The organism is Singulisphaera photorubra (assembly GCF_045290345.1).
Lineage (GTDB): Bacteria > Planctomycetota > Planctomycetia > Isosphaerales > Isosphaeraceae > Singulisphaera.
In genome coordinates this window covers 1,235,428-1,253,432 of the sequence record NZ_CP155447.1, presented here as the reverse complement: position 1 = coordinate 1,253,432, position 18,005 = coordinate 1,235,428, and the positions used below count along the sequence as shown (strand labels likewise).

Here is an 18,005-nt window from a genome sequence, read left to right as displayed (position 1 = left end):
CCTTGAAATCCTGGTGCTATTCCTATGTGTTATGTACAGGATTTTAACAGCATCGCCCTGGAATCTCTCCTGCCGATCCCGCTCGATCTCGCGATCTTCAAGGCTTGATGAGACGCGTCGCCCCCGAGGCGGCAGGGCCGTGATCCGATCCGCCCTTCTCTTCCGTTGGCGGAATTTGGAGTGTGGCGATGAGTCTGCATCCGAGCGGGCGGCCGATCGCCTCGCGGGCCGGCTGACGGCCGCCCTCGACAGCGCCTCCGACCCACAACACGGTGAGGCGGTCCGGGTCGCGATCGACGATCCCGGGCTTTCCTCGACCGGGAGGGGGCTGTCCACTTCGCACGAGATCGCACCGCTCTCGGCGTACAATGAAAAAGACTCAGGCGGACGAGGTTCGTCGGGTTCTCACCCCCTGGAGTCCCTACGGCGGACTGATCTACTTCCATTTATTGCTGGATCGCCTGGCGGAAGCAGGGCATGTGAGCTGAGACAAACTCCCGGAGCAAGGGCATGGCCACTTCAGCAGTGATCCTTGACGCCGAGCCGATTCGTCCTTGATGAAGGAGGAGCTCGAATGGCGGAGATTCGCTTGAAGCGGGTATACGAGCCGCCCGCCCCTGATGACGGCCCGCGGGTCCTGGTGGAGCGGCTCTGGCCGCGCGGGCTGAGCAAGGAACGCGCCGCCGTGGACCTCTGGATCAAAGACGTGGCCCCCAGCTCTGAGCTGCGCCGCTGGTTTAACCATGATCCGGCCCGGTGGGGCGAATTCCAAAGGCGCTACCGCGCGGAACTCAGGCAGAAGAAGGACGTGGTCGACGAACTGCGGCAGAAGTGCCGAGACGGGATTGCCACTTTCGTCTACGCCGCGCGCGACGAACAACACAACGGCGCCCTCGTGTTGAAAGCCTATCTCGAACACCACGATCCTTGAATTCTCTGGGACCGCGGACATCCCGCCTACTCTTGAATTAGGATGGTTTCATGGCTATGAATGCGAGGTAAAGCTTCGCCTAACAAGTTATGAGTTTATCAGTGAATTGCGATTAATCAGCGGTCAGAATCAGATTTTCCCGTAGGGTGGGCACGGCCCGCCATCCCTATCTCCTTGCCGAGGCGGAAGTTAAGATGGTGGGCCGTGCCCGCCCTACGGGAATTGTGAGGCCGACGATGATGCCATGGCTGATCGCATTGAAGTAGGGAAAAATGGGTTCGACGAAGCTTTACAATGCGAGAGCCAAGAACCCGGGGTTCAGTTCACCAGGCTGGAGTCAGTAGTCGCGGGATGTGTCCATTGCAGCGGAGCCGTGGTCGGTGACGGAGCAGAACGACTTGATGTTTGTCAGAGGCCGCCTTCAGCCCCTCGTGGCGGTCACGCCGCCTCACTCTCCCTCTTTATCCGGGACGCAGACATGCTCAACAACGTGCGGGTTGCCGCGGTCGCCGTCGACACCCAGCCCGGCCGGGTCGCGGAGAATCTCGACAAGATCTCCACATGGACCGGGAAGGCGGCCTCATCCGGCGCCCAGTTGGTCCTCTTTCAGGAGCTGTCGCTCTCGGGGTTCCTCCCGAATCATCCCACGCAGAACCACGACGCATGGCTCCGCGAGGCGCTCCAGTTCGGCCGGAAGACCGCGGAACGCCTCGACGGCCGGGCTGTGCGCCAGCTCTCGGAGATCGCCGCCGAGCATGACGTGATGATCTCCGCCGGCCTGCTGGAAGACGCGGGAAACGTGCTCCACAATACCCAGGTCCTGGTCGATCGGACCGGGCTGCTCGGGTACTGGCGGAAGATGCACGTTCCGATGTATGAGATGCCGTTCTATAGCGGTGGCGGAGTGCCCGACGTGGTTGAGACCTCGCTGGGTCGCATTGGTGCGAACATCTGTTTCGACGTCCTGATGCCCGAATCGACCCGCCTGCTCGCCGTCAAGAACGTCGAGATCGTCCTCTTTCCGTTCGCCTCCGACCCGCCCCCGGTGACACCCGAGGGCTGGGCCGACTGGGCGGGGCCCGCGCTCCGGTCCAGGTGCGTGGAGAATGGTGTCTATGGCATCGCCTGCAATTATGTCGGTACGGTGACCTGTGCGTCGATCAGCCAGTTCTTCCCGGGTGGTGGGATGGCCGTCGATCCTCGCGGCCGGATTCTCGAGGATTGGTCCGCCCCCACCGGAGCGCCGGGCATGCTGGTCGTCGATCTCTCGGCGGAGTTACTCCGCCAGGCGAGGGCGGAGCCGGAATACCTCTACCGCTTCCGGCGCCCCGAACTTTACGGATCGCTTGCCAGCGTGCATTGAGGTTTTCCTGGCGGCCCCGGTGGAACTCTGTCCTCGTATCAGACTTGATCGTGGACCACGATTGCGAGGCCGATGAAGTCGTGCGGGTGCAGCAGGGCCGGGGTTCCGACTCGCAGATCAAATGGACCAGGCGTTGAACTCTCCGGTCCGAGGGCCGTGTCCGTAAGCCGAGCCGACTCGGGGTGACTCCGATTTACGGCAGCCCGACGTGTGGCTCAGTGGGCGAGGCCTTCCAATTTCAGAATCTCCGAATAAATCGGTCGACCCGTTACACTACTCTCTGGAACGTGAGATCCAGCGGAGTTTAAGACTGTGGCGGACACACGACGCACCGAAGTGCACCGATATCTTCGCGGCCTGTTCAACGTGGGGACGGTTGCGGGACTGCCGGACGGCGAATTGCTGGATCGATTTACCGCCCGACGTGGAGAGACTGCGGAGCTGGCGTTCGCGGTTCTGGTCGAGCGGCACGGCCCGATGGTGCTGCGGGTCTGCCGCAAGGTCTTGAACGACTCGGATGACGCGGCCGACGCGTTTCAGGCCACCTTCTTGGTCCTGGCACGGAAGGCCGGGTCGATACGCCGGCGCGACTCGTTAGGGGCTTACCTCCATGGTGTGGCCTTGCGAGTGGCAAGTTGCACCCGCTCGGCCGTGGCACGGCGTCGGAAGCATGAGAAGACGTATGCCGAGAGGGCGAACGTCTCTTATGTGGTCATGCCGCCGGACGACCTCGGCCGGGTCCTCCATGAGGAATTGGGTCGGCTGCCGGAACGATTCCGGGGAGTGGCCGTGCTCTGCGACCTGGAAGGCAAGACCTACGTCGAGGCGGCCGGGTTGCTCGGCTGTCCGCCCGGCACGGTCATGAGCCGACTCGCCGAGGCACGGCGACGGCTCCGAGGGCAACTCGCCCGTCGCGGCCTGGCACCATCGGCCGGAGCGATTGGCGCTGCGCTGGCGGCCGAAAGCGGTGCGATGGCCAAGATGGTGCCCGAGGCTCTCGCCAAGGCAACGATTTACGCCGCAACCCGGTTCGTCGTGGAACCGGCTTTACCTGGAGCGGTCGTCTCCGCTTCGGTCACTGTCCTTACGGAAGGAGTGCTCAAAGCCATGTTTCTGGCAAAGCTGAAATCGTTCGCAATGTTGGGACTGGTCGGAGGAGCCGTGGCCACCGGGGCAGGCGTGCTCGCCCAGGCGCCCGCAACGCCCGCCCAGTCGCTTCCACTCCCTGCCTCGGCGACTTCCGCCGTCGACCCGCGGGTTGATCCGGATCCAGCCGCTCTACTCCCCGCTGGCCCGGTGGTGCAGCGTCCGGTTTCGGTCGCTCCGGCCGATGAGCGTTTGTATTCGTTGGAGAAAAAGCTCGACCGGCTCTTGGAAGTGTTGGAATCGAGTGCGGCGAAGCCGTCGGCAGCGGCCGTGACGAAGACTCAGCGGGCGACCGCCGTTGCGAAGAAATCGGAAATGGCGAAGTCTGGGCTGGGGTCCGGGATGCGGGGGGCGTCTGAAATGATGCCCGGGATGATGCCCGGGATGATGCCCGGGATGATGCCCGGGATGATGCCTGGGAGGCTGCCTGATGGGATGCTGCCTGGTGGGATGATGCCTGGTGGGATTCCAGCTCAAGGATCTGCTCTGGCATCGGTTTCTAGCCTCGAAACGAGGATGAACCGGGCGGAGTTACAGTTGCAAACCATCCTCGGGCGTCTCAATCGTCTGGAGGAGGCTGTCTTGGCAAGCACGCCGACTCGAGTTCCTACTCCCACTGAGACGGAGGAGACAGGTAATTCGGCCCCCCTCCGGGGGCCGACCGCCACGCCCGAGCCGAACTCCACCCTTGACGCGCCGACCAGACTGAACGATCCGCTTCCCCCCCCCGAGGACACGCCCACGGCCGTCCGTCGCTCGCGTCCCTGAGGTCGACCACGCCCGAGCCTTGTAAAACGCAGATCGCCCTCGCCTCGTTTGCTCAATACGGTTACTACGGGGGCCAGTTCGGTCATCTTGGCTGCCTTTAAATGCCGTGATTTCGTGAGCTTGGCCGGCCCAGTGGTCACTGACGATCGCTGGGCCGGCTCGATTGTTGCTCAATTCCCTGGCTTCATGGCGTCGGCAGGAGAGGATGGTGGACTGTGCTTGCCTTAAACTCTTTGGTGTAAAAGTGTGCTAGTATGGTGTATTTAAATTTCTGTTTTAATCCAGTGAATTGATTTTATGTAATTTATTGAATCGAATGGCCTTCTCGAAATGGTGCTTCGCCTGCTCGATCGCAGAGCGGAAATCCAGCAAGGCCAGCCCGAACCAGCAAATGCCGATGAGCCTGGCCGGCCGGGCGGTCACCTACGATCGTGCGGCCGGCCGTTTTTGCTTCGCATGACCTTCAGAGAATTGAGCGATCGCCAAAACGTTCCGGTTTGATTTTAATTTGACGCATGAAAAAACATGGGCTAAAGAGTTGTTGTAGAGTGGATACTCTGTCTGCCATGAGACATTGGTCCTCGAGATCCTTTCGGGCCATCGCGATTCGGCTTGAAGGGAGCGCGGCGCAAAGTGTGAGCTTCTCGTGCGAGCGAGCTCGAATTTCAACGGCGGTTGTCGCGGCCCTGTGAGTCGCAACGCTCCTGGGGCTTGCTCGTCGAACGCTGTCTTGAACGGAGCACCAGCCTCCGTTTTTCCGTGGTGAATTTCGACTCGGTGACGAGAGGGCCGTCTGCGCTTGCGCGGCGAGCCTCGGGGGTGAGACACCTGCGGTTCTGGACCTTGAGGGTCGTCGGCGATTGAGTGGGCAAACCCGCCCGGGCGAGTGAAATCGACGTCCAACCGGACCCCGCCTGAGGGGGGGCTCTGCTTGGGGCGGCGAGTTCTCTTGCGCGCCGGGATCGCCACGGGAAAGGAGGATCTCGCTCCAGGGACGCGGATCTGCATTCCTCATGCCCGGATCGTACAAGGCCAGCGGGGAGATGTGTTCGGAGCGATTGGGGCTGGGGACGAATCGCCCTCGATTTTTGCTCCTGACCTCCGCACGCATGTTCGCAACGGGGTCGTGAGCGGGGCGGATGGTGAGTAGACGCTTTCGATTGAGTTTATGGATGAGACTCTTGATCAGAGTATTAAGACAGATTAATACCGAGTTCAAAAAAAACGAGGATCACGTAAATGACGTGGAATCCAATCGTCACGCAACGAGATCGACGTGCCCAGTCGCGGTACGGAACCAAGGGGCGACTCGTCCCGCGTGATTGGACGAGTCTCGAACGCTTGGAAGATCGGACGTTACTCGCCGTTAGCGCGATTCCCGACGCCTACGGGTTGATCGAGAATTCGCCGCTCAGCGTCGGCACGTCGGGCCTTCTGGCCAACGATAGCACCACGTCGGCCAACCCGTTGACCGTCAGCGGCTTCACGCAGCCGGCCAACGGCACGCTGGTGGTGAACCCCAACGGCTCGTTCCAGTTCTTTCCGGCCGCGAACTTTATCGGGGCCGACAGCTTCACGTACACACTCAGCGACGGCATCGACACGGCCACGACCACGGTCAGCCTGAACGTCGCCGCCTCAACTCCCCTGGCCACCGTCTTCGCGGGCCCGCGACTCGCTTCCGTCGACTCGTCGCAAGGGCCGCTTCTGAATGCCCTGACGAGCTCACTGCTCGGGAGTAGTCTCAACCTCAACGTTCTCGACTGGAATGGCCTGGCGGGCGGAGACATCAACCTCGCCAGCCTGCTCGGCGTCCTCCAGACCGATCTCGGCGTCTCGAGCCCGAGCGCGGTGCTGACCACCGACGCCACGGTCCTCCAAGTCTTGAACGCGGCGGCGACCGTTGCGCAGACTGATGGAAATACCGCGTTGGTCAACGCCTTGAACGCTCAAGCCCTCCAGCTCAACGGGCTCGCGGGCACGATCCAGTTGGGCGACTTGCTCCAGATCGACCCGAACGTCGGCAGCCTCGCCGACGTGAATCTGAATGCCCTCGACCTGTTCACCGGCGTCGTCCAGCTCTACAACTTCGACAACGTCGCGACGACCCCGACGCCGGTCACGATTTCAGGGGCCACGCTCGCCGGGCTCGGCCTGCCGGCGACGGTAGGGAGCCTGGAACTGTCCGCCCAGGTTGTCGAGCCGCCGATCTTCGTGCGGGGCCCGCAGGGAACCCAGTTCCACACCGCGGCCATCCGGCTCAAGCTCGACCTGAATAATCTCGTCGGCCTGAACCTGGACACCACCGCGCTGTTGGCGTCGATCGAGGGCGTACTGGGGGTTACTCCGATCACAGTAACCGCCAACGTTGCCGACCTCCAGGTGTATGCCGAGATCGCGAGCACCAGCGGAACCATCCAGACGATCGACGCGATCACGGCCGCGGTGGGCGTCCAGGCCACGCCCGGCGTCACCAACCTCTATATCGGCACGATCGCCGACAGCGTCTTCTTCGACCGCACCCACACGATTGTGCCGGCGACCGACCTGACTTTCGGGAGTGTCGGATCCCTGACGATTGCGGCGCCGTTGCTGGACCTGAATGTTTCGGCGGCGATCCAACTTCGCGACTTCGCGCTCGGGCAGGCTCCGGGGTCGCCCACGTTACTCAACTTCGTCCCGCCTTATCCGTCGCCGACCCAGACGGTAGGCACGAGCGCGGCGGTCATCACGACCCTGGCGCAGGACCTGGTGAACAACCTGCAAGTCCAGATCAGCGGCACCCTGGGCCAGTCGCTCGACTCGATCGTCAGCACGCTCACGACTGACCTCGTTCAACCGCTGGTCAACGGCGTGTTGGCGCCGATCGTCACTCCGCTGCTCACCGGAGTTGTCGATCCCTTGTTGGGTCTGCTCGGTGTGGGGATTGGCCAGGCGATCGTGGCCGTGCAAGCGGTCGGCATCACCGCCGCGCCGATTGCCAATCCGGACTTTGCGAACACCGCTGTGGATACGCCGGTCACCGTCCCCATCCTCAATAACGACGCGTTTGCGCCGGGGGACACGCTCACGGTCAGCTCGGTGACCCAGGGCGCAAACGGTACCGTTGTCATCAACCCGAACGGCACGGTGACGTATACCCCGAATGCCGGCTTCGTCGGCACGGATACGTTCACCTACATTGCCACCAACGGCACCTTGCTCAGCAACGTGACGACCGTCTCGATCAACGTTGTGGCGCCCGGCCAGCAGGTCCCGACGGCCGTCAATGATACCTATTCGACCACCGCGGGGGGCGCGCTCAATATCACGCTCCCCGGCGTTCTTGGCAACGACCTGAGCCCGTCGGGCAAGCCGTTGACGGCGGCGGTCATCGGCCAGCCGGCGAACGGCACGCTGACTTTGGATAGCAGCGGCTCATTCATGTACGTGCCCAACCCGGGATTCGTGGGGGTCGACACGTTTGCATATCAGGCGTCCGACGGGACGTTCGTGAGCAACTTTGCCACCGTCACCGTGAACGTCCTTCCCGCCGTGCAGGTTCCGACCGCCGTCAATGACATTTTTGAAACGAACGCCGGGGGCACGCTCAATGTGGTGATCCCTGGCGTCCTGATCAATGACCTCAACCCGTCGGGCACGCCGTTGACGGCGGCGGTTGTCGGCCAGCCGGCGAACGGCACGCTGACTTTGAATAGCAACGGTTCGTTCACGTACGTGCCCAACGTGGGGTTTGTAGGGACCGACACGTTTACGTATCAGGCCTTCAATGGGACGTCGGTGAGCAATGTGGCCACCGTTGTCATTAGCGTTCTGGCCGCGCCTGTGCTGGTTCCGACCGCCGTCGCCGACCAGTACGTCACCCCGGAAGGGACGCCGCTCGCGATCACGGTGCCGGGCCTGCTGATCAACGACATCAGCCCCAATGGCACGCCATTGACCGCGGAGGTCGTTAACGGGCCGACCCACGGCACTCTCAGGCTCAACGCCGATGGTTCGTTTACCTATGTCCCCAACGCTGGATACCTCGGGAATGACTCGTTTTCGTACCGCAACACCGATGGCGTGAATTTCAGCAACCCGGCCACCGTGGTCATCGCGGTCAATCAGGTCGCGTCTGTGTTGATCGGGCCGCCCACGGTGATTGGCTTGCAGCGTTTCGGCTATCACGAGCAAACGACGCAGATCGTTCTGACGTTCAGCGAGGACTTGAACCCCGCGCGGGCCCAGGACCCCGCCAATTACGTGCTCCAGAGCCGGGGCCGCGACGGTCGGTTGGGCACGCGTGATGATGTCTTTATTTTAATCGAGTCGGCCGCCTATGACCCGGCCACCCGAACCGTGACCCTGGTCACGTTCCAACGTCTGCTCAAGCTGCGGGAGCACTATCGGCTCACCGTTGTCGGGACTGGTTCGACCGGGTTGATCGGCCTGACCGGCATCCCCCTGAACGGTCAGCCGGGGACCGATTTTGTGGGCGACTTCAACAGCCACGCTCTGGCGGGTCCCTCCACCGTGAACGGTCCGTTCCAGGCGGCGAAGCACCGAGCGGGCGGGGCGCGACAGGCGGCTCTCGCTCGGCAGGCAGCCAACCGTCTGGTCCGCCAGGCCGGTGGCACGCAGCTCGGAGCGAAGGCTCTGGGCCGGCTCGCGGCACACCCGCACGGGCGGCGGCCGCACGCTTGATTCTCGCGTGCCAAGGGGCCTGACTGAGCCCCTTGGCACGCCCATTTTTTTGAATCCATGACGGTTCGGTACGCCTGGATTCCGTCCCGTTTGCGGAACACCAATTCCTTCCTCGGTCGGCTACGGGCCTATGATGGCCCGCAAGTGACAGACAAAGATTTTTGTGTTTGTTGATTTGTCGTGTGGGCACGGCCCACCAGGGTATCGAGATTCTGGTGGGGCCGTGCCCACCTACGAGTGAGGCGTTCCCTCGCTCATGGTCTGGATCTCCTCAAGGGCGTTTGCGGCATCTTCATGGGTGGGGTCGAGCCGAAGTGCCTCCTCAAACTGGCGTTTCGCCGGTTCGATCTCAGCGCGGAAATCCAGCAAGGCCAACCCGAGGCGGTAGCGGGCATCCGCGTTGTGGGGGGCGATCGCCACCGCTTTCTGAAACAGGTCGAGTGCCCGTGTGGTGTCGTTCGGTTTGGAGTCGGGGTCGTTTGCGAGACAGCAGGCGTAACCTCGGATTGCTTGGATCGATTGCGGATCTCGCCTCAGCGTTCTCTCGAAAACCTTCCTGGCCTCCGAGTAGTATTCCCAATCGGCCAGCGATTCTCCGTACTTCGACAACGCGAAGGAGTGGTAGGGGTCGATTTGAATGGCTCGTTCGAAGCACCGTCGCGCCTCGTCTTCCCGTTCCAGCTTTGACAGACTCATCGCCAGAATGAGTTGGGCTTTGGGCAGAGCCGGGTCAAGGCGGACCGCTTCGGTGAGAATCGCCACGGCTTGCTCCAGGGAGCGGTGGAGGGTTTGCTCGTGCCAGAAGTAGTGGTGAAGTCCTAGCTGCTCGAGGGCCATCGCGTTGGCCGGATAGTGTGCGACGGCGCGTTCGTAATGGCGGAACGCCTCATCATATTGTCTAGTTTTATCGGCGATCCGTCCCCTCTTGAACTCACCCCAGGAGAGTGCCCAGCCTGCGCGCAGGGCCTTGATTTCTTCGGCGTTCGGCTGGTTGTGGACCGGATCGGCGTGATCGAACGGCCGGGACCAAAGTTCGCGACACCAATGCTCGGCAAACTCCTGGGCGCGAGTCTCTTTCGCGAACTTCCGTCGGAGACTCTTCGCTTTGGCGTCGATGACCTGGAGATGGCCGAGTTCGTGGAGCAGGACGTCGTAGAGGAAGAATCGCCTGATGGCGAGCGTGGGCCATTGGCAGCGGGGGATCGCCCCGAATTGGCCCGGCGTCTGCGTCCGCGTGAGGTAACCGCCCAGGCTGATTCGGGGCGGCGTCGCACACAACCCGATTTCTCGCTTGCCCCGATTCACGTAGCCGAGCGTGCGGATCCTTCCAAACCGGTCGTTGAGATGGACCCACTTGAGTCGGCAACGAACCTCCTCGGGAAGCCGGGTGAGGACGACCCGGATCTCCTCTTCCGTGACGAAGTGCCGCCGATTCAAACCCGGCGTGTGGTGGGTGAACCCAACGTCTCGCAGAGCCACCATGATGATCCGGCCCTCGTCGTTCGCATCGGATTTCGTCGACTCGGCTTCAAGAGACGACACCGTCGCATGGCGGCAGGTTCGCGAGCCTGTGCGAGCGGGGAGCGTAAGCTCAATGGCCCGCGGTCCTCAGGGAACGGATCGTTCTGCCCGAATTCCGCGTCCTATAGAGAACTACTGGGTGCCCGATCGGCTGAGGCCAATCATGGGCGTGGTCCGGCTTTCCATCGGGGGTTTCTATGCGTCCTCTTCGACTTGCGGTTGTGTCGTGTGCTTTGCTCGCCGTTGTCGGATCATTTGTCAGCTCCACCCGGGCTTGCTCACGCATCCTCTGGAACGACAACGGGCGTTCCGTCCTGGTCGGTCGGAACATGGACTGGTTCGAGGACCTCAAGAGCCATATCTGGGTCCTTCCGCGCGGCATGGAACGCGACGGGCTCGCCGCCAAGAACCCGATGACCTGGAAGAGCCGGTACGGCAGCGTCGTGATCACGGCCTACGACTGCGTCTCGGCCGACGGGATCAACGAGAAGAACCTGGCTGTCCACATGCTCTACCTGTCCGAATCGAGCGCAGGGGCGCGTGACGAAAAGGTCCCCGGCCTTTGCATGAGCATGTGGCCTCAGTATTACCTGGATAACTTTGCCACCGTCGCCGAGGCCGTCGCGTCCTTGGAGAAGAGCCCGTACCAGCTGATCATGGCGGTAGAGCCGATGAGCAAGGCTCCGACGGCCATCCACCTCGCCCTCAACGATCAGTCGGGTGACTCCGCCGTTCTGGAGTGCATCGGCGGCAAGATCAAGGTCTACCATGACCGCAAATATACGGTGATGACCAACGAGCCGGCGTTCGACAAGCAACTGGAGAACCTCAAACGCTATCGCGGTTTCGGTGGCGTCGAGCCGTTGCCGGGGACCGCCGAGCCGGACGATCGGTTCGTTCGTGGGGCCTACTATCTCGCTCGCCTGCCCAAGCCCCAGACGGACCGGGCGGCGGTGGCCGAGTTGATGAGCGTGATGCGGAACGTGTCGACGCCGTTCGGTGTGTCGGAGCCGGGGCGGCCGAATGTGTCGGCCACGATCTGGAGGACGGTCACCGACCTGACCCACGGCGTGCTCTATTATGACAGCGTCGACAGCCCGCAGATTTTTTGGATCGACACGAAGTCGCTCAACTTCGACGCGGGACAGCCTGTGCGGAAACTGGCCCTGACCCCTGACAGCGACCTCTCGGGCGATGTCTCGGCGAAGTTCGCGCGAGCGGAGATGTTCTCGTTCCTCAAGCCGAATTGACGGTCGCTCAGGCCTGGAGGGGCCGATGGGGTTGGGAGGTGTTGGCGTCGATCGGAGGGAGATCACTCGGATTCATGCATACCTCTCCCCTGCCATTTCCGGGACAGTTCCGGCCCCGCTCATTTTAGAATAATGAGTCGATCGATCAGTCGATGGGCCAGATCCCCGGCGTTCCCAGCTCGAGCAGGTGGCCGTCGGGGTCTCGGAAATAGAGACTCACCCCGCCCCGCGGCCACGTCATCTCGCCTTCGATGAGTACGCCGTGCGATGACAGCCACTCCCTCCATCCCGCGAGGTCGGCAGCGTTGATCGCAAACGCGAGATGGAGCTGGCCTTGGCCGTCGTGCGGGGGGATCGTGCCTTCGGGAAGGACGCTCGGTGTCGCGAAATCGCCTTTTCGGAAGAGAAGCAAGACCTGGCGTCCAGGGATCTGGAGCGGGCAAAATCGCGGGTCGGGTTCTTTGGCCTCGGCGGGCGACTCCGAACTGCTCACTTCAAGAGACGTGAAGCCGAAAATCTGTTGATAGAACTGGACAGCCCGTGCCAGGTCCTCGACATAAAGCGCCGTCTCGAGCAGTCCGTTGATGGTCGGCCTGGTGGATCGGGGCGTCATGAGCTTCCCCTTCAGGAATGACCGATTCCAGGAGGATTGAGGTTAGATGTCGGCCAGCCCGAAGAGGTGGCGGACGGCGTTGAGTAGGGTGTGGGGATGTTCGGTGGCCGGTTCCGAGGCGGCCGAGCGGAGGGTAGCGCGGGGCTGGTGGAGGAGTTGGTTCTGGAACCGCGCCATCATATGGGCGATGGCGTCGCGGTCGGCCTGGTTGAGGGCAGGCCGCGCGTTGCAGAGGGCATCGAACTCGCGGCGGCGGATGGCGTCGGCGTGGTCGCCGAGTTGGCGAAGCACAGCGCCGGCGTGGCGCTGATGGCGGAGGGCCGCACAGCAGGCGGCCGTCTCGCGTTCGATGATGGCGGTGGCGGGATCGACCCCCTTCTGGCGGCGACCGCGGTTCTGCTCGGCCTGGGCGCGGAGGTCGTCGACGTTGTAGAGGTAGACCTCTTCGAGGTCGCCGATCTTGGGGTCGAAGTCGCGGGGGATCGCGATGTCGAGAATCAGGGCCAGGCGGTTGCGCCTGGCGTGCTGAACGCGGAGGTACTGGTCGTAAGTGACGATCGGTTCTTCGGCGGCGGTCGTGCTGACGACGACGTCGGCCTCCTTGAGAGCGAGGAAGAGCTCGTCGAAGGGGACGGCCTTGCCTCCCCAACGCGCGGCGGCGGCCTCGGCCCGTTCGGGGCTCCGGTTACTCACCAGGATCCGGCCGGGCTTGAGCGCCTTCAAGTGCTGGAGGGTCAGGTCGCCCATCTTGCCCGCGCCGATGACCAGCATCGTCTTGTCGGAGAAGGTGTCGAAGACCCCTTTGGCGACGTCGACGGCCACGCTGGCAATGGAGAGCTTGCCCTGGTCCAGGCCGGTCTCCTCGCGGACCTTCTTGCCGACCCGGGCGGCATTCTGGAAGACGTGATGCAAGATCGAGTTGACGGTCCGGTTCTTGATCGCCGCCTGGTAGGCCTCTTTGACCTGGCCGAGGATTTGCCCTTCCCCGAGCACCAGACTCTCGAGGCTGGCGGCGACCCGGAACAGGTGGGCCACCGCCTCGTTGTCCTGGACGCTCACGAGGTGGGAGGCGAACCGCTCGACCGGTACTGCGTGGAAGGTGGACAAGAAGTCGGTCAGGGCCTCGAGGTCCGGTACCTCCTCGGGAGCGCCCGCGGCGTAGATCTCGACCCGGTTGCAGGTTGACAGAATGACGAACTCGCTCCCCGGGTACGCCTCGGCCAGGGTATCGAGCCCGCGTGCGAGCTTGGGGCCGTCGAAGGCCAGGGCTTCACGGATCGAGGTAGGGGCGGAGCGGTGGTCGACGCCCAGGGCCAACAGCTTCACGGCACCTTCCTCCCGGCCGGCGAGCCCATGCCGTGCGCAGTCGGGAGGTTCAGGAGGTCGACGCCAACCCAGGTGAACACAAGAAAACCAAACGCGATGATCGTCAGCACCATTAGACTCCGTCCCCGCATCGCCGGGCGGAACCGGGCGTGCAAGAGCGCGGCGAAGACCAGCCACATGAAGAACGCGCTGACGACTTTGGGGTCGGTCCAGCTCAACGGCGTTCGCGCCGCGGCACCCCGCAGGACCAGGTCCAGAATCACCCCGATCAGGAGACCGCAGGTCAGGAGCGGGAAGGCGACGGTGATCGCCCCCCGGTTCAGCCGCTCCGATTGCTCGAGGCTTGGCAACGCGAATCCGAACCGGGAGGGCCGCTTGTGCTTGAGTCGATTCGACTGCACCAGGTACATCAGCCCGGCGGCGAACGCCACGCAGGTCGAAACCGCGCCCGCCAGGAGAAAGAGGCCGTGGACCATGCCCCAGAACCTGGTTGCGCTTCCCCACTGGTCCCAGCCGTCACGTGGGGAGGCCAGTTGGCCGGAGACCACCAGTCCGAGGACGAGCGGAAGCACGAACACCCCCACCGCCATCGGCTTAGGTGAGCGGACCATCAGGTAGAGGCCGATCAAGGCAAAGATCCAGGAGAGCACCATCAGCGACTCGAACGCGGTGGTCACCGGGACCTTGCGATGAGCCCAGGCCAGGTTGGCCAGGTAGGCCGTCTGGACCAACCAGGCCAGGACCGTCAGGGCGACGGTCAAGTACCAGCGCGCCGCCCCTCGGACCACGAACCGAGCCAACTCGCTCGCCAGGGCCAGGGCGTACGTCCCCCCGAAACAGAGCACGGTCAACCGATCCATCGCGTCGACGCTCCTCGCGCCGCCCCATTACCTTTTTCTTGCTTTGAGTGGATCGCCACCCGCCGGTCGAGCCTCCTCGCCCGGCCTTTGCACCATTGTATGATCCTGGCCGTGCGAATCCCAGAGCGTTGAGGGCGGCCGTTGCCAACTCCCGTCACGATCGCGAAGTCAGGCGGGGGTCGACGAGGCAGATACCATACTCGTAGCGGTGTTTCTCGGTTTCACCGGAGGATCGGATCGATTTGGATTGAGCCCACCCGGTTCTCCCTGGCGAGATAGGCAGGAGACTTTTGGTGATGCAAGATGACCTGTTTGCGCTTTTCGAATTCAATCGCTGGGCCACCGCCCTTCTCATCAACGCGGTTCGCCAACTCTCCCCCGAACAGTACGGCCAGGAACCGGTCCCCGGCTGGTCCTCGGTCCGCGACACGATGATCCACGTAGCAGGCGCCACCGATATCTGGTTCCGCCGCCTCCATGGAGAGCCCGTCACCTCGCGGCCGACCTCGCAGGAGTTGCCCACCCTCGATGACGCCGTTCGGCTTTTCGACAAGGCGCACGACGCATTCGACCGCCTGCTCCCCACGCTCACGCCCGAGCGGCTCACGGCAATCTTGGCGTACCGCAACCTGGCAGGGAACGATTTCCAGTTGCCAGTCTGGGCCGTACTCCGTCACGTGGTCAACCACGCAACCTATCACCGCGGCCAGATCGCCTCGAAACTCAAGCGGCTCGGCGTAGATTGCCCCGATACCGACTTTGCGTTCTGGGCGAACGAGAAGACGCAGGCGATCGGGACCTCGCGCTGACGCTACGTTGGCCTCGGCCCTTGCCACCGGGCGTATTATCATGGTGTGGGGACGACCCCATGCTTCGTTGGGATTGTTCCCACGTCAAGCTCGAATCGTGCGGGGACGACCCCGTAGCTCTCCTCTCCAGGAGAAAGCTATGGCTTGGGTTGTCCTGGTCATTGCCGGTCTGTTCGAAATCGGTTGGGCCGTCTGCCTGAAGTACACGAAGGGTTTCACCCAACCCTGGCCAACCTTCGGATTCGCGGCCTTCATGTTGGCCAGCGTCTACCTGCTCGGGGTGGCCCTCAAGTCGCTACCGCTCGGGACGGCCTATACGGTGTGGACAGGCATCGGCGCTGTCGGCACCGTCGTGGTCGGGATTCTCATCCTCGGTGAGTCTACCGACCTCCGGCGTCTGGCCTGCATCGTGCTGATCCTTGCCGGTGTTGTGGGCCTCAAGCTTACCTCGACTCACTGAGGTAGGCCGCCACTCATCGCAGACAACACCTCTCAGGGCCCGCCGATCGGATCGAACGATCCAGGGCCACAGCCTCCCCTCGAGTTGGGCTCAACAGACCGAATCGTAAGCCCCTGTAGCGACGGCGCCTTGTCGTCGCTACAGGGGCATTTGCGCGGCTTCACCGATCGATCGAGAGTTACGCGTTTCCTCCACTCCAACCTGGTGTCTGCTCGCCCGGTTGGCAGAATCTGACGGAACAATGTCATTTGGCCTTGGGCCGAACCCGGCTAGCATTGGGACGTCGGACGTTTCGAGACTGCGGGGGGTGCTCATGCGAAGGGCGGGGGCGTCGAGGGAGCAGGAGAGCCATGACGCCGTCCGGCGGGTCATCGTGATCGTCTTCCCGGGGGTGAACATCCTCGATGTGGCAGGCCCGTGCGAGGTGCTTAACGCCGCGACGGCGGAGCTAGCGACGCGCGGCTCGGAGGCCGGAGGGTATGAAATCGAGGTCGTCTCCACGGTTGAGTGCCTGTCCGTGGAGACATCCAGTGGCGTTGGTCTGACCCCCCACGGCCCTTATTCATGCCTCGAGGGTCCAATCGACACGCTGATCGTCACGGGGGGGCCGGGGGTTTGGGGGGTGGCCGAGGATCCTGCATTTCTGGAATGGCTCCGCCGCATCAGGCCCTCCGTGAGGCGGCTCAGCTCTGTCTGCACAGGCGCGTTCATCTTGGCGGCCGCCGGGTTGCTCGACGGCCATCGAGCCGCCACACATTGGCAATCGTGCGAGCGGCTTGCCCACGATTATCCGCGGATTGACGTCGACTTCGATGCGATCTTTGTCCGGGACGGGGCCGTCTCGACGTCCGCCGGGGTCACCGCCGGGATGGACCTCGTCCTGTCGTTCGTCGAGGAGGACTTTGGTCGGGGCGTCGCAATTCAGGTCGCCCGGAAGCTCGTCATGTTCGTCCACCGGCCGGGCGGCCAGTCGCAATTCAGCTCCTTGCTTCGCTTGCAGTCGACGGACCGAGAACCCTTACGAGAGCTGCAATCCTGGATGGCCGAGCACCTCGACGCGGACCTCTCGGTCGAACGCCTGGCCTCCCGGGCACGGATGAGTCCTCGCAACTTCGCCCGGGTCTTCCGTCTCGAGGCGGGACTACCGCCCGCCCGCTTCGTCGAGCGGCTCCGCGTCGAGGCGGCCCGCCGGAGGCTGGAGGAGTCCGGAACGGCAATGGAGCGGATCGCACGCGAGTGTGGTTTTGGGAACGCCGACTCGATGCGACGCTCGTTCCTGAAAGAACTAGGCGTGACGCCCAGTGATTACCGAAGCCGGTTCCATTCCGGCCCTGCCGGGTCGCGGGCTCATCGCACGGTGTCCAGCCATCGGAACAGTCATGCTGACGATTAAACATCACTCTCCAGGAGGCGACGCGATGGGTACCCGCAGAGGGTTTCTTCAGCATGGTCTGGCGGCGGGCGGGGTCCTTGGCCTGTCAGGCGCCAGGGATCTCCCGGCCGCCGGGACCGGGGAACTTCCCGACTCGCCCTTGCCGAATCGAGATGGTGGCCTGAGTATCGGTATCATCATTTTCCCCAGCATGGATCAGATCGATTTCACCGGCCCCTTCGAGGTGCTTTCCCGAGTTCCGAACGCCACCGTCCATGTCCTCTGGAAGGAGAAGACGCCCTTCCGGGACATCAAGGGCCTCATCCTGACCCCAGAAGGAACGTTAGCGGCCGCGCCTCCGCTCGATGTGCTCGTTGTTCCCGGTGGACCGGGGCAGCAGGCGTTGATGGAAGACGAAACCGTCCTGTCCTTCATCCGGGATCGGGCGGCCCGGGCGCAGTACGTTTTCTCGGTCTGCACCGGGGCGCTGGTCTGCGGGGCCGCCGGGCTGCTCAAGGGGGTCAGGGGGACGACGCATTGGGGCTCGTTCGACCTCTTGAAGTATTTCGGCGCGATCCCGGTCAACGAGCGTGTCGTGCTCGACGGCAAGCATCTGAGCGCGGCGGGTGTGACGGCTGGCATCGACGGTGCCTTGAGGCTCGCGGCGCTTCTCAGGGGAGATCGGGCGGCCCAAGAGATTCAACTCGCCATCGAATACGCGCCGGAGCCCCCGTTCCACAGCGGTACCCCATCAACGGCCCCGCCGGAGGTCCTGGATTCCGCACGGGCCGGAATGCGTATGCTCACGAAGTCGAGACTCGAGACGGCGAGGCGGATCGCGGCGAGGCTGGGAGTCGTCGTCCAGGATTGAGGCCTCAGTCGGTGCCCTGCCCCGCCGGA

The 18,005-nt window shown here is 63.3% G+C and carries 14 protein-coding genes; 9 read left to right on the top strand and 5 right to left on the bottom strand.

Annotated features, from left to right (window positions below; all coding sequences use genetic code 11):
- Positions 1-97: 97 nt before the first annotated feature.
- Positions 98-343 (bottom strand): hypothetical protein, encoded by a 246-nt coding sequence (locus tag V5E97_RS04725; protein WP_406698134.1) that lies wholly within the window; start codon positions 341-343, stop codon positions 98-100.
- A gap of 231 nt (positions 344-574) precedes the next feature.
- Between V5E97_RS04725 and V5E97_RS04720 the strand changes: the two genes are divergently transcribed.
- The 4 genes from V5E97_RS04720 (at position 575) to V5E97_RS04705 (ending at position 8,894) form a co-directional block, all read left to right on the top strand.
- A complete protein-coding gene (locus V5E97_RS04720) occupies positions 575-931 on the top strand; it encodes a DUF488 domain-containing protein (protein WP_406698133.1) in 357 nt (118 codons plus the stop codon).
- Positions 932-1,409: 478 nt separating this feature from the next.
- Positions 1,410-2,294: a carbon-nitrogen hydrolase family protein gene (locus V5E97_RS04715; protein WP_406698132.1), complete on the top strand. Its 885-nt coding sequence runs from the start codon at positions 1,410-1,412 to the stop codon at positions 2,292-2,294.
- 312 nt (positions 2,295-2,606) lie between these two features.
- Positions 2,607-4,208, top strand: a complete 1,602-nt coding sequence (locus tag V5E97_RS04710; RefSeq protein ID WP_406698131.1) for an RNA polymerase sigma factor — start codon at positions 2,607-2,609, stop codon at positions 4,206-4,208.
- A 1,239-nt stretch (positions 4,209-5,447) separates the two neighbouring features.
- Entirely contained in the window at positions 5,448-8,894 is a 3,447-nt protein-coding gene (locus V5E97_RS04705) for an Ig-like domain-containing protein (protein ID WP_406698130.1), read from the top strand.
- A gap of 231 nt (positions 8,895-9,125) precedes the next feature.
- Here the strand turns inward: V5E97_RS04705 and V5E97_RS04700 are convergent, their stop codons facing one another.
- Positions 9,126-10,376, bottom strand: a complete 1,251-nt coding sequence (locus tag V5E97_RS04700; RefSeq protein ID WP_406698129.1) for a tetratricopeptide repeat protein — start codon at positions 10,374-10,376, stop codon at positions 9,126-9,128.
- Positions 10,377-10,612: 236 nt separating this feature from the next.
- On the opposite strand from V5E97_RS04700, the gene V5E97_RS04695 reads away from it, so the two are divergent.
- Positions 10,613-11,665, top strand: a complete 1,053-nt coding sequence (locus V5E97_RS04695) for a linear amide C-N hydrolase (RefSeq protein ID WP_406698128.1) — start codon at positions 10,613-10,615, stop codon at positions 11,663-11,665.
- A gap of 145 nt (positions 11,666-11,810) precedes the next feature.
- Here the strand turns inward: V5E97_RS04695 and V5E97_RS04690 are convergent, their stop codons facing one another.
- The 3 genes from V5E97_RS04690 to V5E97_RS04680 are packed head-to-tail and all read right to left on the bottom strand — an operon-like array spanning position 11,811 to position 14,464.
- Positions 11,811-12,278 carry a VOC family protein gene (locus tag V5E97_RS04690; protein ID WP_406698127.1) on the bottom strand — a complete coding sequence of 156 codons (468 nt, stop codon included), beginning with the start codon at positions 12,276-12,278 and terminating at the stop codon, positions 11,811-11,813.
- Positions 12,279-12,320: 42 nt separating this feature from the next.
- Complete coding sequence (gene hemA, locus V5E97_RS04685; protein WP_406698126.1) at positions 12,321-13,604, bottom strand: glutamyl-tRNA reductase; 1,284 nt, start codon at positions 13,602-13,604, stop codon at positions 12,321-12,323.
- Entirely contained in the window at positions 13,601-14,464 is an 864-nt protein-coding gene (locus tag V5E97_RS04680; protein ID WP_406698125.1) for a cytochrome C assembly family protein, read from the bottom strand. The genes hemA and V5E97_RS04680 overlap by 4 nt, the downstream gene beginning before the upstream one ends.
- A 296-nt stretch (positions 14,465-14,760) precedes the next feature.
- Between V5E97_RS04680 and V5E97_RS04675 the strand changes: the two genes are divergently transcribed.
- From V5E97_RS04675 to V5E97_RS04660, 4 genes are all read left to right on the top strand, one after another.
- Positions 14,761-15,273: a DinB family protein gene (locus tag V5E97_RS04675; protein ID WP_406698124.1), complete on the top strand. Its 513-nt coding sequence runs from the start codon at positions 14,761-14,763 to the stop codon at positions 15,271-15,273.
- 139 nt (positions 15,274-15,412) lie between these two features.
- Complete coding sequence (locus tag V5E97_RS04670) at positions 15,413-15,733, top strand: DMT family transporter (RefSeq protein WP_406698123.1); 321 nt, start codon at positions 15,413-15,415, stop codon at positions 15,731-15,733.
- A gap of 313 nt (positions 15,734-16,046) precedes the next feature.
- Positions 16,047-17,126 (top strand): GlxA family transcriptional regulator, encoded by a 1,080-nt coding sequence (locus tag V5E97_RS04665; RefSeq protein ID WP_406698122.1) that lies wholly within the window; start codon positions 16,047-16,049, stop codon positions 17,124-17,126.
- A gap of 190 nt (positions 17,127-17,316) precedes the next feature.
- On the top strand, positions 17,317-17,976 hold the full coding sequence (locus V5E97_RS04660) for a DJ-1/PfpI family protein (RefSeq protein ID WP_406701126.1): 660 nt from the start codon (positions 17,317-17,319) through the stop codon (positions 17,974-17,976).
- Positions 17,977-18,005 lie beyond the last annotated feature (29 nt).

Bases quoted from the DNA above. Each gene is read 5' to 3' on its own strand.
- V5E97_RS04715 (WP_406698132.1), top strand. From the start codon at position 1,410: ATGCTCAACAACGTGCGGGTTGCCGCGGTCGCCGTCGACACCCAGCCC.
- V5E97_RS04670 (WP_406698123.1), top strand. From the start codon at position 15,413: ATGGCTTGGGTTGTCCTGGTCATTGCCGGTCTGTTCGAAATCGGTTGG.
- V5E97_RS04695 (WP_406698128.1), top strand. From the start codon at position 10,613: ATGCGTCCTCTTCGACTTGCGGTTGTGTCGTGTGCTTTGCTCGCCGTT.
- V5E97_RS04700 (WP_406698129.1), bottom strand. From the start codon at position 10,376: ATGGTGGCTCTGCGAGACGTTGGGTTCACCCACCACACGCCGGGTTTG.
- V5E97_RS04660 (WP_406701126.1), top strand. From the start codon at position 17,317: ATGGATCAGATCGATTTCACCGGCCCCTTCGAGGTGCTTTCCCGAGTT.
- V5E97_RS04720 (WP_406698133.1), top strand. From the start codon at position 575: ATGGCGGAGATTCGCTTGAAGCGGGTATACGAGCCGCCCGCCCCTGAT.
- V5E97_RS04665 (WP_406698122.1), top strand. From the start codon at position 16,047: ATGCGAAGGGCGGGGGCGTCGAGGGAGCAGGAGAGCCATGACGCCGTC.
- V5E97_RS04690 (WP_406698127.1), bottom strand. From the start codon at position 12,278: ATGACGCCCCGATCCACCAGGCCGACCATCAACGGACTGCTCGAGACG.
- V5E97_RS04680 (WP_406698125.1), bottom strand. From the start codon at position 14,464: ATGGATCGGTTGACCGTGCTCTGTTTCGGGGGGACGTACGCCCTGGCC.
- V5E97_RS04705 (WP_406698130.1), top strand. From the start codon at position 5,448: ATGACGTGGAATCCAATCGTCACGCAACGAGATCGACGTGCCCAGTCG.
- V5E97_RS04675 (WP_406698124.1), top strand. From the start codon at position 14,761: ATGCAAGATGACCTGTTTGCGCTTTTCGAATTCAATCGCTGGGCCACC.